The sequence below is a fragment of the Asanoa sp. NPDC049573 genome (assembly GCF_040676615.1).
Lineage (GTDB): Bacteria > Actinomycetota > Actinomycetes > Mycobacteriales > Micromonosporaceae > Asanoa.
Genome location: NZ_JBFAPI010000005.1, coordinates 151,935 through 170,096 on the forward strand (window position 1 = coordinate 151,935; position 18,162 = coordinate 170,096).

General features: G+C 72.1%; 17 protein-coding genes. 11 read left to right on the forward strand and 6 right to left on the reverse strand.

Features of this window, described 5'->3' with window-relative positions; all coding sequences use genetic code 11:
• Positions 1-17 precede the first annotated feature (17 nt).
• The 3 genes from AB0J74_RS13650 to AB0J74_RS13660 are packed head-to-tail and all read right to left on the reverse strand — an operon-like array spanning position 18 to position 3,324.
• Entirely contained in the window at positions 18-773 is a 756-nt protein-coding gene (locus AB0J74_RS13650; RefSeq protein ID WP_363448027.1) for an SDR family oxidoreductase, read from the reverse strand.
• On the reverse strand, positions 770-2,239 hold the full coding sequence (locus AB0J74_RS13655) for a cryptochrome/photolyase family protein (RefSeq protein ID WP_363448028.1): 1,470 nt from the start codon (positions 2,237-2,239) through the stop codon (positions 770-772). Before AB0J74_RS13655 ends, AB0J74_RS13650 begins: the two co-directional genes overlap by 4 nt.
• Before the next feature lie 29 nt (positions 2,240-2,268).
• Positions 2,269-3,324 (reverse strand): hypothetical protein, encoded by a 1,056-nt coding sequence (locus tag AB0J74_RS13660; protein WP_363448029.1) that lies wholly within the window; start codon positions 3,322-3,324, stop codon positions 2,269-2,271.
• Positions 3,325-3,384: 60 nt separating this feature from the next.
• Between AB0J74_RS13660 and AB0J74_RS13665 the strand changes: the two genes are divergently transcribed.
• The gene (locus AB0J74_RS13665; protein WP_363448030.1) at positions 3,385-3,780 is read left to right on the forward strand and encodes a VOC family protein; all 396 of its coding nucleotides are present in this window, start codon (positions 3,385-3,387) and stop codon (positions 3,778-3,780) included.
• Here AB0J74_RS13665 and AB0J74_RS13670 read toward each other — a convergent pair.
• Entirely contained in the window at positions 3,777-4,793 is a 1,017-nt protein-coding gene (locus tag AB0J74_RS13670; RefSeq protein WP_363448031.1) for a prenyltransferase, read from the reverse strand. The two genes, AB0J74_RS13665 and AB0J74_RS13670, sit on opposite strands and share 4 nt — an antisense overlap.
• Positions 4,794-4,903: 110 nt before the next feature.
• Between AB0J74_RS13670 and AB0J74_RS13675 the strand changes: the two genes are divergently transcribed.
• The 3 genes from AB0J74_RS13675 to AB0J74_RS13685 are packed head-to-tail and all read left to right on the forward strand — an operon-like array spanning position 4,904 to position 7,877.
• Positions 4,904-6,835 (forward strand): TIGR03960 family B12-binding radical SAM protein, encoded by a 1,932-nt coding sequence (locus AB0J74_RS13675; RefSeq protein ID WP_363448033.1) that lies wholly within the window; start codon positions 4,904-4,906, stop codon positions 6,833-6,835.
• The gene (locus AB0J74_RS13680; RefSeq protein ID WP_363448034.1) at positions 6,828-7,265 is read left to right on the forward strand and encodes a GNAT family N-acetyltransferase; all 438 of its coding nucleotides are present in this window, start codon (positions 6,828-6,830) and stop codon (positions 7,263-7,265) included. Before AB0J74_RS13675 ends, AB0J74_RS13680 begins: the two co-directional genes overlap by 8 nt.
• A 39-nt stretch (positions 7,266-7,304) precedes the next feature.
• Complete coding sequence (locus tag AB0J74_RS13685; protein ID WP_363448035.1) at positions 7,305-7,877, forward strand: TetR/AcrR family transcriptional regulator; 573 nt, start codon at positions 7,305-7,307, stop codon at positions 7,875-7,877.
• Here the strand turns inward: AB0J74_RS13685 and AB0J74_RS13690 are convergent.
• Positions 7,852-8,691 (reverse strand): methyltransferase domain-containing protein, encoded by an 840-nt coding sequence (locus tag AB0J74_RS13690; protein WP_363448036.1) that lies wholly within the window; start codon positions 8,689-8,691, stop codon positions 7,852-7,854. The two genes, AB0J74_RS13685 and AB0J74_RS13690, sit on opposite strands and share 26 nt — an antisense overlap.
• A gap of 119 nt (positions 8,692-8,810) precedes the next feature.
• Here AB0J74_RS13690 and AB0J74_RS13695 point away from each other — a divergent pair, with 119 nt between their 5' ends.
• From AB0J74_RS13695 to AB0J74_RS13705, 3 genes are all read left to right on the forward strand, one after another.
• On the forward strand, positions 8,811-9,530 hold the full coding sequence (locus AB0J74_RS13695; RefSeq protein ID WP_363448363.1) for a TIGR03936 family radical SAM-associated protein: 720 nt from the start codon (positions 8,811-8,813) through the stop codon (positions 9,528-9,530).
• A gap of 139 nt (positions 9,531-9,669) precedes the next feature.
• On the forward strand, positions 9,670-12,714 hold the full coding sequence (locus AB0J74_RS13700) for an Rne/Rng family ribonuclease (RefSeq protein WP_363448037.1): 3,045 nt from the start codon (positions 9,670-9,672) through the stop codon (positions 12,712-12,714).
• Between the two features lie 168 nt (positions 12,715-12,882).
• Positions 12,883-13,428: a hypothetical protein gene (locus AB0J74_RS13705; protein ID WP_363448038.1), complete on the forward strand. Its 546-nt coding sequence runs from the start codon at positions 12,883-12,885 to the stop codon at positions 13,426-13,428.
• Positions 13,429-13,432: 4 nt separating this feature from the next.
• On the opposite strand, the gene AB0J74_RS13710 is transcribed toward AB0J74_RS13705, so the two are convergent.
• Positions 13,433-13,984 carry a TetR/AcrR family transcriptional regulator gene (locus tag AB0J74_RS13710; protein WP_363448039.1) on the reverse strand — a complete coding sequence of 184 codons (552 nt, stop codon included), beginning with the start codon at positions 13,982-13,984 and terminating at the stop codon, positions 13,433-13,435.
• A 72-nt stretch (positions 13,985-14,056) separates the two neighbouring features.
• Here AB0J74_RS13710 and AB0J74_RS13715 point away from each other — a divergent pair, with 72 nt between their 5' ends.
• The 4 genes from AB0J74_RS13715 (at position 14,057) to obgE (ending at position 18,131) form a co-directional block, all read left to right on the forward strand.
• On the forward strand, positions 14,057-15,820 hold the full coding sequence (locus AB0J74_RS13715) for an ABC transporter ATP-binding protein (RefSeq protein WP_363448040.1): 1,764 nt from the start codon (positions 14,057-14,059) through the stop codon (positions 15,818-15,820).
• Positions 15,821-15,986: 166 nt separating this feature from the next.
• The gene (gene rplU / locus AB0J74_RS13720; RefSeq protein WP_116066148.1) at positions 15,987-16,301 is read left to right on the forward strand and encodes a 50S ribosomal protein L21; all 315 of its coding nucleotides are present in this window, start codon (positions 15,987-15,989) and stop codon (positions 16,299-16,301) included.
• A gap of 9 nt (positions 16,302-16,310) precedes the next feature.
• Positions 16,311-16,568: a 50S ribosomal protein L27 gene (gene rpmA, locus AB0J74_RS13725; protein WP_363448042.1), complete on the forward strand. Its 258-nt coding sequence runs from the start codon at positions 16,311-16,313 to the stop codon at positions 16,566-16,568.
• Between the two features lie 99 nt (positions 16,569-16,667).
• Positions 16,668-18,131 (forward strand): GTPase ObgE, encoded by a 1,464-nt coding sequence (gene obgE, locus AB0J74_RS13730; RefSeq protein ID WP_363448043.1) that lies wholly within the window; start codon positions 16,668-16,670, stop codon positions 18,129-18,131.
• Positions 18,132-18,162 lie beyond the last annotated feature (31 nt).

Genomic DNA, 18,162 nt, shown 5'->3' on the forward strand with positions numbered 1-18,162 from the left:
ACGCGGGCTTCAAGGCGTCAGCTCGACTCCGGGTCCTGGCCCTGGGCGGCGCGCCCGCCGTCGACCGGGATGACCGCGCCTGTGATCAGGCTGGCGCCGGGTGACAAGAGGAACGCGACCGCCTCGGCCACCTCGTCGGCCCGGCCCACCCGGCCGATCGGGTGCAGGCGGGCCATCTCCTCGGCGACCTGGGTCACCGCCGTCGGCGGCAAACCGGCCAGATAGCCGGCATAGCGTTCCGTGTCGATCGAGCCCAGCGCGACCGCGTTCGCGCGGATGCCGTACGGGCCGTAGTCGACCGCGAGCGCCCGGGTCAGGCCCTCGACCGCGGCCTTCGCGGTCGCGTAGGGGAGGGCGCCGCGGACGGCGCGCTGCGCCTGGTGGGACGAGACGTTGACGATCGCACCCGGGGTGCCGGCGGCCAGGAAACGGCGGACCGCCACCGCCGAGCCGACCACCGCCGGCGCCAGGTTCAGCGCGATCAGCGCGACCACCTCCGACGCCGGCGCGGAGGACAGCGACAGGTCGCGGAAGACGGCCGCGTTGTTGACCCAGCCGGCCAGCGGCGACGCCGACTCCGCGGCGTCGGCCGCTGCGACCGCCGCGGCCTCGTCGGTGGCGTCGCCGGTCACCGACAGCAGGCGCGGGTGGGACCACGACACCGGTGCCAGGTCGAGGACGACGACGGTGGTGGATTCGACCGCCAGCAACCGGGAAGCGATCGCCCGGCCGACACCGCCGGCGCCGCCGGTGACCACATAGGACGCCGTCATGGCGCGGCGTCGCCGCGGTCGCGTTCCTGGTCGCGGACGGCGCCCAGGTCAGCGAGACGGTCGAGCTGGCGCATCGCCTGGCCCAGCCGGGCATTCCCCCGCAGGCGGCCGCGGTTGCGATCCAGGAAGGACCAATAACCGGCGGTGTACGGGCACGCGTTCACGCCCAGCCGCGAGCGCGGGTCATACCGGCACCCGCGGCAGTAGTCGCTCATCCGGTTGATGTAGGCCCCGCCGGCGGCGTACGGCTTCGTGGTCATCGCGCCCAGGTCGGCGTACTGGCTCATGCCGATGACGTTGGCCGTCATCACCCACTCGTAGCCGTCGACGAAGCTGCGGTGGAACCAGTCGACCAGCTCGGCGGGGCGCCAGCCACGTTGCAACGCGTAGTTGCCGAGCACCATCAGGCGGGGGATGTGGTGCACCCAGCCTCGGTCGCGGACACCGCGGAGGACGTCGGCCAGGCAGCGGGCTTCGACGGCGTCGGCATCGAGGGACTGGAACCAGGACGGGACCGGGCGGGTGGCGCGCAGGCCGTCGGCGCCGCCGTAGTCGGCTCCGAAATACCAGTAGAGGTGCCAGATGTAGTCGCGCCAGCCGATCAGCTGGCGGACGAAGCCCTCCACGCTCGACAACGGTGCCTTGCCCGCGCGGTAGGCGTTCTCCGCGCGATGCACCGCCTCCAGCGGATCGAGCAGCCCCAGGTTCAACGGCGCTGACAGCATGCTGTGTGCCATCCATGGGTCGTCGGCGAGCATGGCGTCTTCGTACGGGCCGAACGCCGATAGTCGGTGGTTGACGAAGTGCCGCAACCGTGACAACGCCTCGGCCCGGGTCGCGGGGAACAGGCGTGGGCCGTCGCTGCCGACGAAACGGATGCCCTCGCGTTCCCAGCGGTCCAGGTCGGCGCGTACGCCGTCGTCGATCTCGTCTTCGACCGGCATCGGCGGCGCCGGCACCTCCATGCCGCCGCTCGGCGGTGGCTGGCGGTTCTCCGTGTCGAGGTTCCACCGGCCGCCAGCGGGAGTGTCGCCGTCCATCAGCACGTCCAGGCGGCGGCGGGCGTCCCGGTAGAAGTCTTCCATTCGCAGGCGGCCGGGCCGGCCGTCGGCCCACGCGACGAACGAAGCGGGGCTGGTCGCGAAGCCGCGGGGCGGCAGCACGGTCACCCCGTCGAGACCTCGCACGAATTCGTGAGCACGCCGAGAGGTCGGATGGCACACTTCCAGTGCCTCTCCGCTGACCTTGCGTAGCGCTTCTCCGTAGGTCTCCGTGCGCAGGAAGATCGCCTGGTCGCCGAGTTCGGCGGCGCGGTGGCGGAGGGCGGAAAGCACGAGGTGGGCCTTTTGCCGGTGGAACGCTCGCCGGCGGAAGACGGCCTTGGACTCGACCAGCAGCACCGGTTGTCGGGGCGCGTCCAGGTAGTGCGGCCCCAATTGGTCGGCGAACAGCCACCGGCGGATCATCCGATCATTGTGCCCCTCTTTTGAGGGAATCAACCTTTCGATCGGCGGGTCACGATCGTGTCGCGCAAAGCGCTCAGCCGCGCGTTGCTGTCGTCGACGTCGAGCCGGGTGAAGACCCCGGTGCCGAGGCTGCCGTAGTCCACCCACGAGCAGACCACCACCTCCGCGCCGTCGTCGGTGCCGACACCGCACCGCCGGGCCTCGCCGCGCTCGGTCGCCTTCGCCGCCCGCACGTCGTGCAGCTTGTAGGTGCCGGTCACCCGGGTGATCTCGGCTGCGACGTCATCGTCGGGTGACCAGTGGAAGCCCGTGGTGCCGTAGACGGTCGCGCGCTTGTTGTCGCCGTCGACGAACAGGCCCGCGAACGTGTCGTCCGCGAACAGATAGGCGGCGCGCATGTCGCCCTTCAGCTGCTCGGCCGCGCGCTCACTCGACGCGTCGTCGCGCAACGTCAGCCCGCCGACCACGCTCGGCACCGCCGCGTCGGCGGGCCATTGCTCGTAGACCGGCAGGCCGAACCACGCCGGGCACCCGCAGCAGCAGAGCAGCGAGATCAGCGCCAACCAGGGCCACCGGCGCCGCCGCCGCACCGGAACCGCGACGTATCCCGGCGGCGGCCGCCACCCCGGCGGCGGTCCGGCCGGCGCCGGCCGCTTCGCCTTCCGGCCCTTGACCGGCGCCGCGGCCGGAGCCGGGGCAGGCCCCGGCGCCGGCGGGGCCGGCACGGCCGGCGGCTGCGCCGGGGGTGGTGGCGCTGCGACGGCCGGCTCGACCCACGTCGGTGGATAAGAGATCTCGACGGGGTATGACGGCAGCGGGTCAGCGTCGGCCCACGGGTCGACCGGAGTGTCCGGCTCGAACATCCGCCCGGTCGCCATCTCGCGGGTGGGCTCCCGCGGCGGCTCGGCGGGCGGTGGCGGTGGCGGTGGAAACACCGATTCGTCCTCCAGCCACCGCTTGCGCTTCGGCGACGCCGGTGGCACCGGCGCCGCGCCGCTCCACTTCGGCCGCTCGTCAGGCGAACCCGGGGAGCCGGGATCGGCCGGCGTGACCGGCTCGGTAACCCCGTGCTGCTCCTCCGCCATCGCGGCGCTCCTCTCCCAGCCCGACCCGAGGTTAGACGAGCAGGTCTACCCTTTCCGCCCATGCACATGGAACTCGCGGCGCTCGTCGTCGACGACTACGACGAGGCGATCGGCTTCTTCGTCGACGCTCTCGGTTTCGACCTGGTCGAGGACAGCCCGTCGGAAACCAACGACGGCCGCCCGAAGCGCTGGGTCGTGGTCCGTCCGCCGGGCGGCCAGACCGGCCTGCTGCTCGCCCTGGCCGACGGCGAAGACCAGCGCGCAGTCGTCGGAAACCAGCTCGCCGGCCGGGTCGGCTTCTTCCTGCGGGTCGACGACTTCGCGGCCGCGTACGCCCGGATGCGCGAAGCGGGTGTGACCTTCCACGGCGAGCCGCGGCACGAGGTCTACGGAACCGTGGTCGTGTTCGAAGACGTCGCCGGTAACAAATGGGACCTACTAGGACCAAGGGCCTAGCGGACAGCGGTCCACACGGCCCACGCCGCCAGGCCGATGATCAGCAGGGCACCGGCCCGGCGGGTGTGGATGAACGCCAGCGGTGCCCACCACAGTGGCCAGACCGGGTTGTTGGGCGGCGGGTCGACGGGCTTGGGCTCGCGGAACCGCCGCCACACCCAGACCAGCGTCGGCAACCCACCGAGCGTGAGCAGGGCCGGCCACGGCAGTTCACCAAGAGCGACCAGCACCACCACGCCGACGTAGTAGACCAGCATCATGCCGACCGTGGCCGCCTTGGCGAACGGCTCACCGAGCACCACCGGCAGCGTGCGGGTGCCGCTGCGGGCGTCGTACGGCAGCTTGTCGATGTGTTTGCCCATCAGCACCGTGGTCGGCAGCAGCGCGTAGACGAACGCGGCGACCACGACCGCCCAGGGCAGCGTGCCGGTGCCGGCGTAGTAGACCCCGCCGACCATCAGCGGACCCCAGGTGACCAGCACGTCGACCTCGCCGAGGCCGATCTTCTTGAGCCGCAGCGGTGGTGCGGTGTAGGCCCAGGAGAGGAACAGCCCGCCGAGCGCGAACGCGGCGACCCACCAGTTCTGCCGGACGATCAGCGTGATCATGATGGCCAGGTCGACCACCTGGCAGAGCAGGATGCCGACCAGCAACTGCCGGCGGGTGACCAGGCCGGCCAGGATCGGGTGCGGCGCGTAGAGCGCCCGCGGGTAGTCGGCGGTGTCGTTGCCCAGGTCGGTGTCCGTCAGGTCGTTCATCAGGTTGTTGGCCAGGTGCGCGACCACGATCCCGACGACGGCGAGCACGATGTTGAGCCAGTCGACGGAAACCGTAGCGACGGCGGCCAGGAGCACGGCGATCAAACCCGAGACGATCGTCATCGGGAGTACGCCGGCGCGGGTGACGACGAGCCAGCGGGTGACCGGGTCGACGACGCCCTGTGCGGGTGGGTTGGTGGTGGCGAACGCGTACCGCCAGGCCGACAGCCGGTCGGCGACGCTGAGGCTGCTCACGGGATCGATGCTACGCCGATCTTGAACTTGTTCAAGACGACCCCGCCCGCGCGGGAGGTGCGCCGGATCACGCCGCGTACCCTGGTTGGTTGGGATTGAAGGAGGGGTCGATGACCGTCGCAACCGTGTGGCCGCGGCTCGAAGAGCTGCTGCCGCTGGTCAGCAAGCCGATCCAGTACGTCGGCGGCGAGCTGGGCGGGGTGCGCAAGGAGTGGGACGCCACCACCGTGCGCTGGGCCCTGATGTATCCGGACGCCTACGAGGTCGGCCTGCCCAACCAGGGCGTGCAGATCCTCTACGAGGTGCTCAACGAGCAGCCCGACGTGCTGGCCGAGCGCACCTACGCGGTCTGGCCCGACCTCGAGGCGCTGATGCGCGAGCGCGGCGTGCCGCAGTTCACCGTCGACGCGCACCGCCCGGTCCGGGCCTTCGACATCCTCGGGCTCTCGTTCGCGACCGAGCTCGGCTACACCAACATGCTGACCGCGCTCGACCTGGCCGGCATCCCGCTGCTGGCGGTCGACCGCACCGACGACGACCCGATCGTGCTGGCCGGCGGGCACGCCGCGTTCAACCCCGAGCCGATCGCCGACTTCCTCGACGCGGCCGTGCTCGGCGACGGCGAAGAGGCGGTCCTCGAGGTCACCGCGCTGGTCCGGGCCTGGAAGGAAGAGGGCTCCCCGGGCGGCCGCGACGAGTTGCTGCTGCGCCTGGCCAAGACCGAGAGCGTCTACGTGCCGCGCTTCTACGACGTCGACTACCTGCCCGACGGGCGGATCCAGCGGGTCGTGCCCAACCGGGCCGGCGTCCCGTTCCGGGTCCACAAGCGCACGACGATGGACCTCGACCAGTGGCCCTATCCGAAGAAGCCGCTGGTGCCGCTGGCCGAGACCGTGCACGAGCGCTACGCCGTCGAGATCTTCCGGGGTTGCACCCGCGGCTGCCGGTTCTGCCAGGCCGGCATGATCACCCGGCCGGTCCGCGAACGGTCGATCACCACCGTCGGCCAGATGGTCAAGGAGGGCCTGGAGTTCTCCGGCTTCTCCGAGGTCGGCCTGCTCTCGCTGTCGAGCGCCGACCACTCCGAGATCGGCGACATCTGCTCCGGCCTGGCCGACCAGTACCAGGGCACCAACGTCTCGCTGTCGCTGCCGTCGACCCGGGTCGACGCGTTCAACATCGACCTGGCCCAGGAGCTGTCCCGCAACGGGCGGCGCACCGGCCTGACGTTCGCGCCCGAGGGCGGCTCCGAGCGGATCCGCAAGGTGATCAACAAGATGGTGTCGGAGGAAGACCTCATCCGCACCGTGGTCACCGCCTACACCAACGGCTGGCGCCAGGTGAAGCTCTACTTCATGTGCGGTCTGCCGACCGAGACCGACGAAGACGTGCTGCAGATCGCCCGGCTCGCCCACGAGGTGATCAAGGCAGGCCGCGCCGCGACCGGATCGAAAGACATCCGTTGTACGGTCTCCATCGGCGGGTTCGTGCCCAAGCCGCACACCCCGTTCCAGTGGGCCTCGATGTCGTCGCCCGAGGTGATCGACAACCGGCTCAAGCTGCTCAAGCAGGCGATCAACAGCGACCGCTCGCTGGGCCGGGCGATCGGCTTCCGCTACCACGACGGCCAGCCCTCGCTGATCGAAGGCCTGCTGTCCCGCGGTGACCGCCGGGTCGGCGCCGTGATCCGCAAGGTGTGGGAAGACGGCGGGCGGTTCGACGGCTGGAGCGAGCACTTCTCCTACCAGCGCTGGGTCGACGCGGCCGGCGCGGTGCTGCCCGGCTTCGGGCTCGACCTCGACTGGTTCACCACCCGCGAGCGCGACGAGCTCGAGGTGCTGCCCTGGGACCACCTCGACTCGGGGCTCGACAAGGACTGGCTCTGGCAGGACTGGCAGGACTCGACCAACGAGTACGAGCAGGACGACTGCCGCTGGACCCCGTGCTTCGACTGCGGCGTCTGCCCCTCGATGGACACCGAGATCCAGATCGGTCCGACCGGCCGCAAGCTGCTGCCGCTCACGCCGGTCGGCAATGGCTGAGCTGCGGTTCGTCGCCGCCACCGGCTCCGACGACGCCGCGCTCGCCGAATGGCGACACGTCCACAACACGATCGTCGCGCCGTTTCCGCTCTCGCTCGATGACGTGCGGGAGCGGGCGGGACGCAACCGGCTGGAGCTGGCCTACCTGGGCGACGACGCGGTCGGCAACTCGACCGTGCGGCCGCCCGACGCCGACGGCGTGGCGGTGGTGATCGCGCGGGTGCTACCGGAGCGGCGCCGGCAGGGGTTCGGGACGCTGATCCACGAGCGGGCGCTCGCCGCGGCCCGGGCGCTCGATCCGGCCGCCATCGAGACCGTCGTGCTGCTGGCCAACAGCGAAGGGTTGGCGTTCGCCGAGCGGCACGGGTACGTCGAGACCGAGCGCTACACCGTCGCCGGTGCCGACGAGGTGCGGCTGCGGCTGCGCTAGGGCCCCGTCAATACGACCGCAATGTGAAAACATGGCGGTATGCCGAAGCGGGTCGACCCCACCGAGCGGCGCACCCTGATCGCCGACGCGCTGATGCGGGTCGCCGCCGAGCAGGGCCTGGAAGCCGTCAGCCTGCGCCACGTGGCCGCCGCGGCCGGCGCGACGACGGGCCTGGTGCAGCACTACTTCCGCACCAAGGACGAGATGATGCTGTTCGCGCTTTCGGTTGTGAGCGGGCACACCGAGGCCCGCATCTCCGCCGCGGTCGGCGCGCTGGGCCCGGCACCGGCGCCGCGCGACCTGGTCCGGGCGATGGTCGTCCAGATGCTGCCGCTCGACGAGGAACGGCGGGCCGACGGCAAGGTCGCATTGGCCTTCTTCGCGTACGCGGCCACCCGGCCGGAGGTCGCCGAAGTGCAGCGGCAGGGCGCCCTCGGGCTGCGCGACTATTTCGCGACGCTGATGCCGTCGGAGGCGGCGACCACGCTGCTGGCCCTGGTCGAGGGGCTGGGGCTCTACATGATCAGCGGGACCTATTCCGCCGAGGTCGCCCTGCGGGTGCTCGACGAGTTCCTTGACGGCGTGTTCAGCCCGGCCGCCGGGCGACCGTGAGTCGCATCGGCGACTCCATGGCATAGCTGCCGTCGGGCTGGCGCAGGTGCTGGTCGAGCACCTTCCCGAGCGCGGCCCGGGCCTGCGGTTCCCGATCGGGCGGCACGCGTTCGAGCTGGCGGCGCATCCCGACGGACAGGATCCAGTCCCAGTAGGCGTCGGTGGACGGGTAGACGCTGCGCACCGACATCTCGGTCATCGTGACGTCGACCAGGTCGGCGCCGGCGAACAGGGCCTCGACCCAGGCCGTGGTGGCCGTCGAGTTGTCGGCCGTCTGCCGGTCCATCGCCGGGTCCGGCTCCTGGAACGGCAGCAGGGCAGCAGCCCGGTCGCGGTAGAACGCGTCGGCCGCCTCGCCGCCCTCGGCGAACGTGCTCAGCGCCAGCCGGCCGCCGGGGCGCAGCAACCGGGCCCAGCGGGCGATGGCGGCGGGCGGGTCGGGGAGCAGGAAGACCATGAAACCGGCGGTGACGGCGTCGAAGGAGTCGGGCGGGAAATCGGGATAGTCGGCGTCGCCGGCGGTCACCCGTACCCACGGATGGTCTTCCGCGGCGCGCGTGGTGGCGGTGAGCATCCCCGGCGCGAAATCGACGCCGATCACCTCCCCGGTCGGGCCGACCGCCTCGGCGGCCGGGAAGAGCACGTTGCCCCGGCCGCAGCCGAGGTCGAGGACCCGCTGGCCGGCGGCGATGCCGGCGAGGCGGACCAGCTCCCGGCCCGGCGGCCCGAAGAACTCGACACCGGTCTGGTCGTAGGTGGGTGCGGCCCGGTCGAAGATGCCCGCGATGCGCGCCTTGGGGTCGACGTCCGTCATGGCCAGACGCTAGCGGGTGGGAGGATGGTTCTCGACCGTCCGAACAGTCGAGGAGCACAGAGATCAGCAGGAAACCACAGCCGGAGGGCGGGCAGGCGCCCGTCGTCCAGCGCATCCGGATCCGGTACGCCAAGCGTGGGCCGCTGCGGTTCACCTCGCACCGCGACTTCGCGCGCGCTTTCGAGCGGGCGGTGAAGCGGGCCGGCGTGCCCATCGCGTTCTCGCAGGGGTTCACCCCACACCCCAAGATTTCGTACGCGAGCGCGGCGCCGACCGGCACCGCGAGCGAGGCTGAATACCTGGAGATCGGCCTGCAGGCCGAGGTCGACCCGGCCTGGGTGGTCGGCGCGCTCGACGCGTCGCTCTCGCCCGGGCTCGACGTGCTCGACGCGGTCGCGGCCACGGGGGAGAGCCTGGCCGACCGGATCGACGCCTCCCGGTGGCGGCTGGAGCTGTCCGGGGTCACTTCGGAGGGTTTGGCCGCCGCTGTCGCGAAATTTCGGGATGCGTCCGAAATTCTGGTCGATCGGCAGACCAAGCAGGGCCGGCGCACGTTCGACACGCGCGCCGCGGTGGCATCCATCGAGGTGATCGATCCCGGTCCGGCGGCTTCCGGAGCCCCCGAGGTGCCGTGTGCGATACTCGACGTAGTCGTGCGGCAGGTCACCCCGTCCGTACGACCCGATGACGTCCTTGCCGGCCTCCGCGTGGTGGCCGACCTGGAGCCGCCGGTCCCGCCACGGGCCACCCGGCTGGCACAGGGCCGACTGACCGCGCAGGGGGCGATCGCGGATCCGTTGGAGGCGGACCGCGACGGGGCTGTCGTCGGTGAACGCTGATCGCGGCGACGTGATCGGCGTTTAGCCCGCCAGACTTCGGTCTGCCCGCCAGCTGGTGGGCGGCGCCGGAAACACTTTGCGGCGACCCTGCGTGGCAGCGCTCACCCGCGCCCGGGGTTGTCAGAACTGGAGAACGTCCATGCTCGAGAACGAGCCAACGGGCGGCGAGGACCAGGGCAACGAGCCCGCCGCCGAGACCGAGGCACCCGCCACGCCCGTCAAGCGCACCCGCGCCCGCAAGACGACCGCCGCCCCGGCCGCCGCCGACGGCGAAGCGGCCCCGACCCGGCGCCGGCGCAAGGCCACCCCGGCCAAAGCTGACAATGACGGCGATTCTGCGGCAGAGGCGACGAACGCCGCGCCGGCCGCCGGTCCGGTCAAGCGCACCCGGCGGCGCAAGGCCGCCACCGAAGACGCCGCCGCTGCCGATCGCGCCACCGACGACATCGTCGCCGCCGAGTTCGACGACCCGGCCGCGGAGGCCGGCGCCGGCCTGGGCGACGTCGAGCCCGGCAGGCCCCCCGTCGGCACCACCGGCGACCAGGCGATCGCCATCGAGTCCGACGACCCCGCGGCCGAACCGGCCGCCGGTCTCGGCGACGTCGAACCGGGCGCCGCCGTCGGCCGTGCCGCCGGTCCTGGCGATGTCGACCGTGCCGGTGCCGCCGGTCCTGCCGACGTCGAGCCGGGCGCGGCGGTTGCCGGGCCCGTCGACGGTGACGCCGGTCTCGTCCGGAGTCAGGCGGCGGGGCAGCCCGGCGAGCCGGTCGACGACGAGGAGGCCGAGGAGGCCACCACCGAGCCGCTCGACACCGCGGCCGAGGAGCCGGCGCCCAGCCGCCGCACCCGCCGCGTCGCCGCGGCACCGCTGCTGTTCATGGCGCCACAGCCGGAAGACGAGCCGGCCGCGCCGACCCGGCGCACCCGGCGCACCCGGGGCGCGGCCGCCGCCGAGCCGGTCGCGGCCGCCGAGGCCGTCTCCGAGGAGACCGTCGAGGCCGAGCCCGAGACCAGCGCCGAGAGCGCGGAGACCACCGCTGGCCGGCGGCGTCGCCGGGGCCGGCGTACCACCGAAGACGTGGCCGTGACGACCGAAGAGGCCGAGCCGGCCGCGGTCGACGAGGCCGACGAGGAAGACGCCGACGGCGACGAACTCGACGAGAACGGCCGCCGCCGGCGCCGCCGTGGCCGTCGCGGCCGGGGCCGCGGCAAGGGCCCGATCGACGAGGGTGACGAGGTCGACGAGCCGGCTGCCGCCGAGACCGACGACGAGGCCGGCGCCGACGACGACGGCGACGGGGTCACCCGCCGGCGCCGGCGCCGCCGCCGCAAGGGCGACTCCGACACCGGCGCCGACGACGGCGTGCACACCGTGGTCCGGATCCGCGAGCCGCGCACCACCTCCGACGAGGTGCAGGGCGTCTCCGGCTCCACCCGGCTCGAGGCCAAGCGGCAGCGCCGGCGCGACGGTCGCGAGCAGCGCCGCACCCGGCCGCCGATCCTGAGCGAGTCCGAGTTCCTGGCCCGCCGCGAGGCGGTCGACCGGGTGATGGTGGTCCGGCAGCGGGCCGACCGCACCCAGATCGGCGTCCTCGAAGACGGCGTGCTGGTCGAGCACTACGTGACCCGGGCGTCGTCCGGCGCGATGGCCGGCAACGTCTACCTCGGCAAGGTGCAGAACGTGCTGCCCTCCATGGAGGCGGCGTTCGTCGACGTCGGCCGGGGCCGCAACGCGGTGCTCTACGCCGGCGAGGTCAACTGGGACGCCTCCGGGCTGGAGGGCCGGGGCCGCTCGATCGAGCAGGCGCTGCGCTCCGGCGACTCGGTGCTGGTGCAGGTCACCAAGGACCCGATCGGCCACAAGGGCGCCCGGCTGACCAGCCACGTCGCGCTCTCCGGCCGGCACCTGGTCTACGTGCCCGGCGGCAACGCGTCCGGGATCAGCCGCAAGCTGCCCGACACCGAGCGCAAGCGGCTCCGCGACGTGCTGAAGAAGCTGGTCCCCGAGGGCGCCGGCGTGATCGTCCGCACCGCGGCCGAGGGCGCGTCCGAAGACGAGTTGGCCCGCGACGTCAAGCGACTACAGGCGCAGTGGGACGACATCCAGGCCAAGGCCGCCGGCGGCGGTGCGCCGGCACTCCTCTACGAGGAGCCCGACCTGCTGATCCGGGTCGTCCGCGACCTGTTCAACGAAGACTTCCGCGAGATCGTCGTGCAGGGCGAAGAGGCCTACGAGATGGTCGACACCTATCTCGGCCATGTCTCGCCCGACCTGGTGCCGCGGCTGCGCCGGCACACCTCGACGGTCGACGTTTTCGCCGAGAAGCGGATCGACGAGCAGATCCTCAAGGGCCTCGACCGCAAGGTCTTCCTCCCGTCCGGCGGTCACCTGGTGATCGACCGCACCGAGGCGATGACGGTGGTCGACGTCAACACCGGTAAGTACACCGGCGCCGGCGGCAACCTGGAGGAGACGGTCACCCGCAACAACCTCGAAGCGGCCGAGGAGATCGTCCGCCAGCTCCGGCTGCGCGACATCGGCGGCATCGTGGTCATCGACTTCATCGACATGGTGCTGGAGAGCAACCGCGAGCTGGTGCTCCGGCGGCTTACCGAGTGCCTGGGCCGCGACCGCACCAAGCACCAGGTCACCGAGATCACCTCGCTCGGCCTGGTGCAGATGACCCGCAAGCGGATCGGCGCCGGCCTGCTCGAGGCCTTCTCCGAGACCTGCGAGACCTGCAAGGGCCGCGGCGTCATCCTGCACACCGAGCCGGTCCCGGTGAAGGGCGGCGGCGCACCGCAGCAGCACAGCCACGGCGGCAACGGTTCGGCCGGGGGAGCGGCGAAGGCGGTGGCGGCCGCGCCGGCCGCCTCGACCCGGCGCCGCGGCCGCGGCAAGGCGGCGGCCGAGCCGGCGGCGGACGCGCCCGACACGGTCGAGCCCACGGTGGTCAGCGACGACGACACGATGGGCTACGACCTGTCCCGCTATGACGACGTCGTGCTCGACCCGGTCGACGAGGCCGAGGCACCGACCGACCTGGCACCGGCGAGCAACGGCCGGCTGGCCGGCAACGACGACCCCGACGCGGCCGGCGACGACGACGGCGACCTGGCCGAGGCCGGCGCCAGCCGGCGCCGCGGCCGCCGGGGCGGCACCCGGCGGCGGACCCGCCCCTGACCAAGCCGGCTCCGCGCGGTGCCCGGATCCGATTCTGGAATGATGTGAGAAGCGCCCGGTCGTGAAAGCGGCCGGGCTGCTTCGCGTCCGGGGCGGACGAGCGGGGTTCATGAATGCGCGTTAGGGTCGCGGGACGCGGTCCCGCCACCCCCTCCGGAGGATCTCGCGATGCGTATGCGTGGCCATCTCGCCGTTGTCGTCGTGCTGCTGGCGCTGACCGGCTGTTCGGCCGATGTGGAAGGCCGCGGGGGCTCGGCCGCTTCCGCACCGCCGGCCGCCTCGGGCAGCCCGGCGCCGGTCGCGTCGTCGGCGAGTCCGGGTGCGCCGGCCGGCACCGTCGCGCCGGACCTGTCGCTCGGCCCGGCGCCGACCGCCAAGGCCGGTGGCAACGCTTCCCAGGTCTGCGCCGACGCCCTGAAGGCCAGCTCCAACGGCACGACCGCGTTCGTGCAGCAGCTCACGGCCGTGCTGGAGGCCGAGCAGAAGAAGGACAAGACGGCGCAGGCGGCGGCCGAGGCCAAGCTGCAGTCGACACTGGACACCTGGGCCGCCGACCTGCGGAAGGTCTCCGGCACGGCGACCGACGCGCAGCTCAAGACCACGCTGGCGCAGCTCGCCGGCCAGGTCGACAAGATGACCTCCAACGTGGAGAGCATCGACGACGCCACCCTCGGCGCCATCCAGGACCGGCTCGACGCGCTCTGCCCGAGCTGACCGGTCAGCGCGGGGCGATGGCCCCGTCGACCGTGCGGATGACCAGCTCGAGCACCTCGTGCCGGGAGGTGCCCTGCTGGCTGACGTAGCTCCAGCCCGCGTAGAGCTGCGACCACATCAGGCTGGACAGCCAACCGGTCGGCAGGGCCGGGTCGATCGTGCCGTCGCGGTGCCCGCGATCGACCATGGCCGCGAAGCGCTCGTCACAGCCGCCCTCGACGATCGGCGTGGCGTCGCTCTCGGTGAAGATCAGCGACAGCAAGTCGCCCAGGTCGAAGTATTCGCGGCAGAGCCGCAGGAACGCCTCGGCGCCGGTGCCCTGGTCGAGGCGGGCGTTCGCGGTGGCACCGTCGAGCCGGGCGGATCCCTCCGCGGCGACGGCCCGGAGCAGGTCGGAGCGCTCGGGAAAATATCGGTGCAGGGTCGTGCGGCCGACCTCGGCCGCGGCGGCGATGTCGGAAAGGGCGGCCGCCGGGTTCTGACCCAACATCTCGATCGCGGCAGTCAGGATCGCCTGCCGGGTGCGGGCCCGCGCACCACGTTCATTTTCCTGCACTCGCTGAGGCTAGCAGTCCCGAATTGGTATCTCTCTTGACTGTTGTGGAACACGTGCGTTCCACTGGGGTCCATGGCCGCTCTGCGCACTCTCGTCTCGTTCGTCACACCGCACCGGCGGGTGCTGGTCGTCGGTTTCCTGCTGGGGTTGCTCGGCAGTGCGGTCGGGCTGGCCACGCCCCTGGTCGCCAAGTGGGTGATCGACACGCTGGGCGACTCCCGGATGCCGCTCTGGCAGCCGGTCGGGGTGCTGCTCGGCCTCGTGGTGGTCGGCGCCGGCATCTCCATGTGGCAATGGGTGATCATGGGCACCGTCTCCGAGAAGGTCGTGCTCGACGCCCGGGTGTCGATGATCAGGCGCTACTTCGCCGCGCGGGTCCGCGAGATCACCGGGCGCCCGACCGGCGAGCTGGTCACCCGGGTCACCTCCGACGCGGGCCTGTTGCACAGCGCCTCGGCCAGCATCGTCGGGCTGCTCAACAGCACGCTCGCCATGATCGCCACGCTGATCCTGATGGGCGTGCTCGACCTGGTCCTGCTGGCCTGCACGCTGGCGGCGGTGCTGGTGGTCGGCGCGGTGATGACCGCGCTGATGCCGGCCATCGCCCGCTCGCAGGAGGCGGCGCAGGAGTCGGTCGGCCGACTCGGCGGCACGCTGGAGGGGGCCCTGCGCGCGATCCGCACGGTCAAGGCCAGCCGGGCCGAGCAGCGGCAGACCGAGCGGATCATCGCCGACGCCCAGGACTCGGCCGCGCACGCGATCCACGCCGCCCGCCGCACGGCCACCGTCTGGACGATCTCGTGGACCGGCATCCAGCTCTCGATCATCGTGATCCTGGGCGTCGGTGCCTGGCGGGCCGACCGGGGGCTGCTCGAGGTGTCCAGCCTGATCGCGTTCCTGCTCTACGCGTTCCAGCTGATGGGCCCGATCACCGAACTGACCCAGAACATCACCAACCTGCAGGCCGGCATGGCCGCCGGCGCGCGGATCCGGCAGGTCGAGGCGATGGAGATCGAGCCCGTCCGGCCGCCGGCCGCGGCGCCACCCGCGCCGGTGCCCGGCGAGGTGCCGGTGCTGGAGTTCCGCGGGGTGACCGCCCGCTACGCGCCTGGCACCGAGCCCGCCGTGCGGGGCATCGACCTGGCCGTCCCGCGCCGGGGCCACACCGCGATCGTCGGGCCGTCCGGCGCCGGCAAGACCACGCTGTTCTCGCTGATCCTGCGGTTTCTCGAGCCGGAGAGCGGTGAGCTGCTGCTCGACGGCCGGTCCTACGGGTCCTACACGCACGACGAGATCCGGGCCCGGCTCGCCTACGTCGAGCAGGAGACCCCGGTCGTTCCGGGCACGATCCGCGACAACCTGCTCTTCACCCACCCGGACGCGACCGAGGCCGAGGTCGACGCCGTCCTGCGGGCGGTCCGCCTCGACGACAAGATCGACTCGCTGGCCGAAGGGCTCGACACGTCGCTGACCGAGAGCGCGGTCAGCGGGGGCCAACGGCAGCGGATCGCGCTGGCCCGCGCCATCCTGCGTACCCCCGAGGTGTTGCTCCTCGACGAGGCCACCGCGCAGGTCGACGGCCTGACCGAGGCCGCGCTGCACGACTGCATCCGCGAGCGGGCGGCGGTCGGGGCGGTGGTCACCATCGCCCACCGCCTGTCGACGGTGCTCGACGCCGACACCATCCTGGTGATGGAGGAAGGCCGGATCCGGGCCCGCGGGACCCACGCGTCACTGCTGGCCACCGACTCGCTCTACCGCAGGCTGGTCGAGGCGCTGCGGATCGCCGAGGCCTCGCCCCGGCCCGACCCCGAGCCGGCCGGCATAGGGTTGTGAGGTCCTCCGGGGGTGGTTTGGGGGGCAGGGGCCATATGCCGTACGCTTGCCTGTGGCGCACCCCGTGCGCCGCGTTCACGTGTGCCCGCCGATCGTGCCCCTCTCGCACGCAGGCGCCGCGGCGAACGACAGACCACCGCCACGCTACGACAGGAGTCCGCGTCCCATGTACGCGATCGTCAAGACCGGCGGCAAGCAATACAAGGTCGCCGAGGGTGACGTGATCGAGGTCGAGAAGCTCGTCGGCGAGCCCGGCGACGCGGTGACGCTCGCCGCGGTTCTCCTCGTTGACGGTGACGACCTGGTGACCGACGCGGCGAAGCTTGCCAAGGTCTCGGTGTCCGGCGAGATCGCCGCGCACACCAAGGGACCGAAGATCCGGATCCACAAGTTCAAGAACAAGACCGGCTACCACAAGCGTCAGGGTCACCGGCAGAAGCTGACCCAGATCAAGGTCACCGGCATCTCGAGCGGGAAGTAGGCGTTACCGATGGCTCACAAAAAGGGTGCGTCCAGCTCGCGCAACGGTCGTGATTCCGCGGCCCAGCGCCTGGGCGTGAAGCGGTTCGGTGGCCAGCAGGTCAGCGCCGGCGAGATCCTGATCCGCCAGCGTGGCACCAAGTTCCACCCGGGCGACCTGGTCGGCCGCGGCGGCGACGACACGCTGTTCGCGCTCGCCAAGGGCGCGGTCCTGTTCGGCACCAAGCGCGGTCGCAAGACCGTCAGCATCGTGCCGAGCGAGCACTAGGCGGCAAGCGCCACCAGCATTCGTTCGAAGCGGGCCGTGGACCAGGTGTCCCGGCCCGCTTCGCTGTTGTTTCGGTTTTGATGGAAAGAGTGGAGAGCCGTGGCTACGTTCGTTGACCGGGTCGTCCTGCACCTGCGGGCCGGCGACGGTGGGCACGGCTGCGTGTCGATCCATCGGGAGAAGTTCAAGCCCCTCGGCGGCCCCGACGGCGGCAACGGCGGCCACGGCGGCAGCGTCTCGTTCAAGGTCGACCCGCAGGTCCACACGCTGCTCGACTTCCACTTCCGCCCGCACCTGAAGGCCTCCAACGGCAAGGGCGGCGCCGGCTCCAACCGCGACGGCGCCACCGGCGACGACCTGGTGCTGCTCGTCCCCGACGGCACGGTGGTGCAGACCGTCGACGGCGAGATCCTGGCCGACCTGGTCGGCGCGGGCACGACCGTCGAGGTCGCCCGCGGCGGCCGCGGCGGCCGCGGCAACGCGGCCCTGGCCAACTCGCGCCGCAAGGCGCCCGGCTTCGCCGAGCTGGGCGAGCCCGGCGAGCAACTCGACGTGGTGCTCGAACTCAAGAGCGTCGCCGACGTCGGCCTGGTGGGCTTCCCGTCGGCCGGCAAGTCGTCGCTGATCTCGGTGCTGTCCGCGGCCAAGCCGAAGATCGCCGACTACCCGTTCACGACGCTGGTGCCCAACCTGGGCGTCGTACGCGTCGACGACCACACCTTCACGATCGCCGACGTGCCCGGCCTGATCCCCGGCGCGGCCACCGGCAAGGGCCTGGGCCTCGAGTTCCTCCGCCACATCGAGCGCACCGCGGTGCTGGTCCACGTGGTCGACGCGGCCACCCTGGAGCCCGGCCGCGACCCGGTCTCCGACATCGACGCGATCGAGGCCGAGCTCAGCGCCTACGGTGGCCTCGAAGACCGCCCCCGCCTCGTGGCCATCAACAAGATCGACGTACCCGACGGCCGCGACCTGGCCGAGATCGTCCGCCCCGACCTGGAGGAGCGCGGCTACCGCGTGTTCGAGGTCAGCGCCGCCACCCGCGAGGGCCTGCGCGAGCTCACCTACGCGATGGCCGAGCTGGTGGCCACGCAGCGCAGCGCGGCGCCGGACCCGGAGGCGACGAGGATCATCCTGCGCCCGCGCGCGGTCGACGACGCCGGCTTCACCGTCACGGAAACACCCGACGGAACATTCGTGGTCAGCGGGGCGCAGCCCGAGCGCTGGGTCCGGCAGACCAACTTCGACAACGACGAGGCCGTGGGCTACCTGGCCGACCGCCTCAACCGCCTCGGCGTCGAGGAGAAACTGGCGAAGGCCGGCGCGGTGCAGGGCAGCCTGGTCCGGATCGGCGACCGCGAGTTCGACTGGGAGCCGACCTTGGGCGAGGGCGTCGACCCGACGGCCGGCCTGCGCGGCACCGACCCACGGATCACCGAGCGGTCCGCTCGCCCGCGCGCCTCGGACCGGCTCGCGGCCCGCAAGATGCGCCGCCAGCCGACGCCCGACCTGCCCGGCTACGGCACCGACTTCGACGACGAGCCCGGCGACGACGAGGATTAACAGGCCGGAAACCGGTCTCGGCTAACGTCGG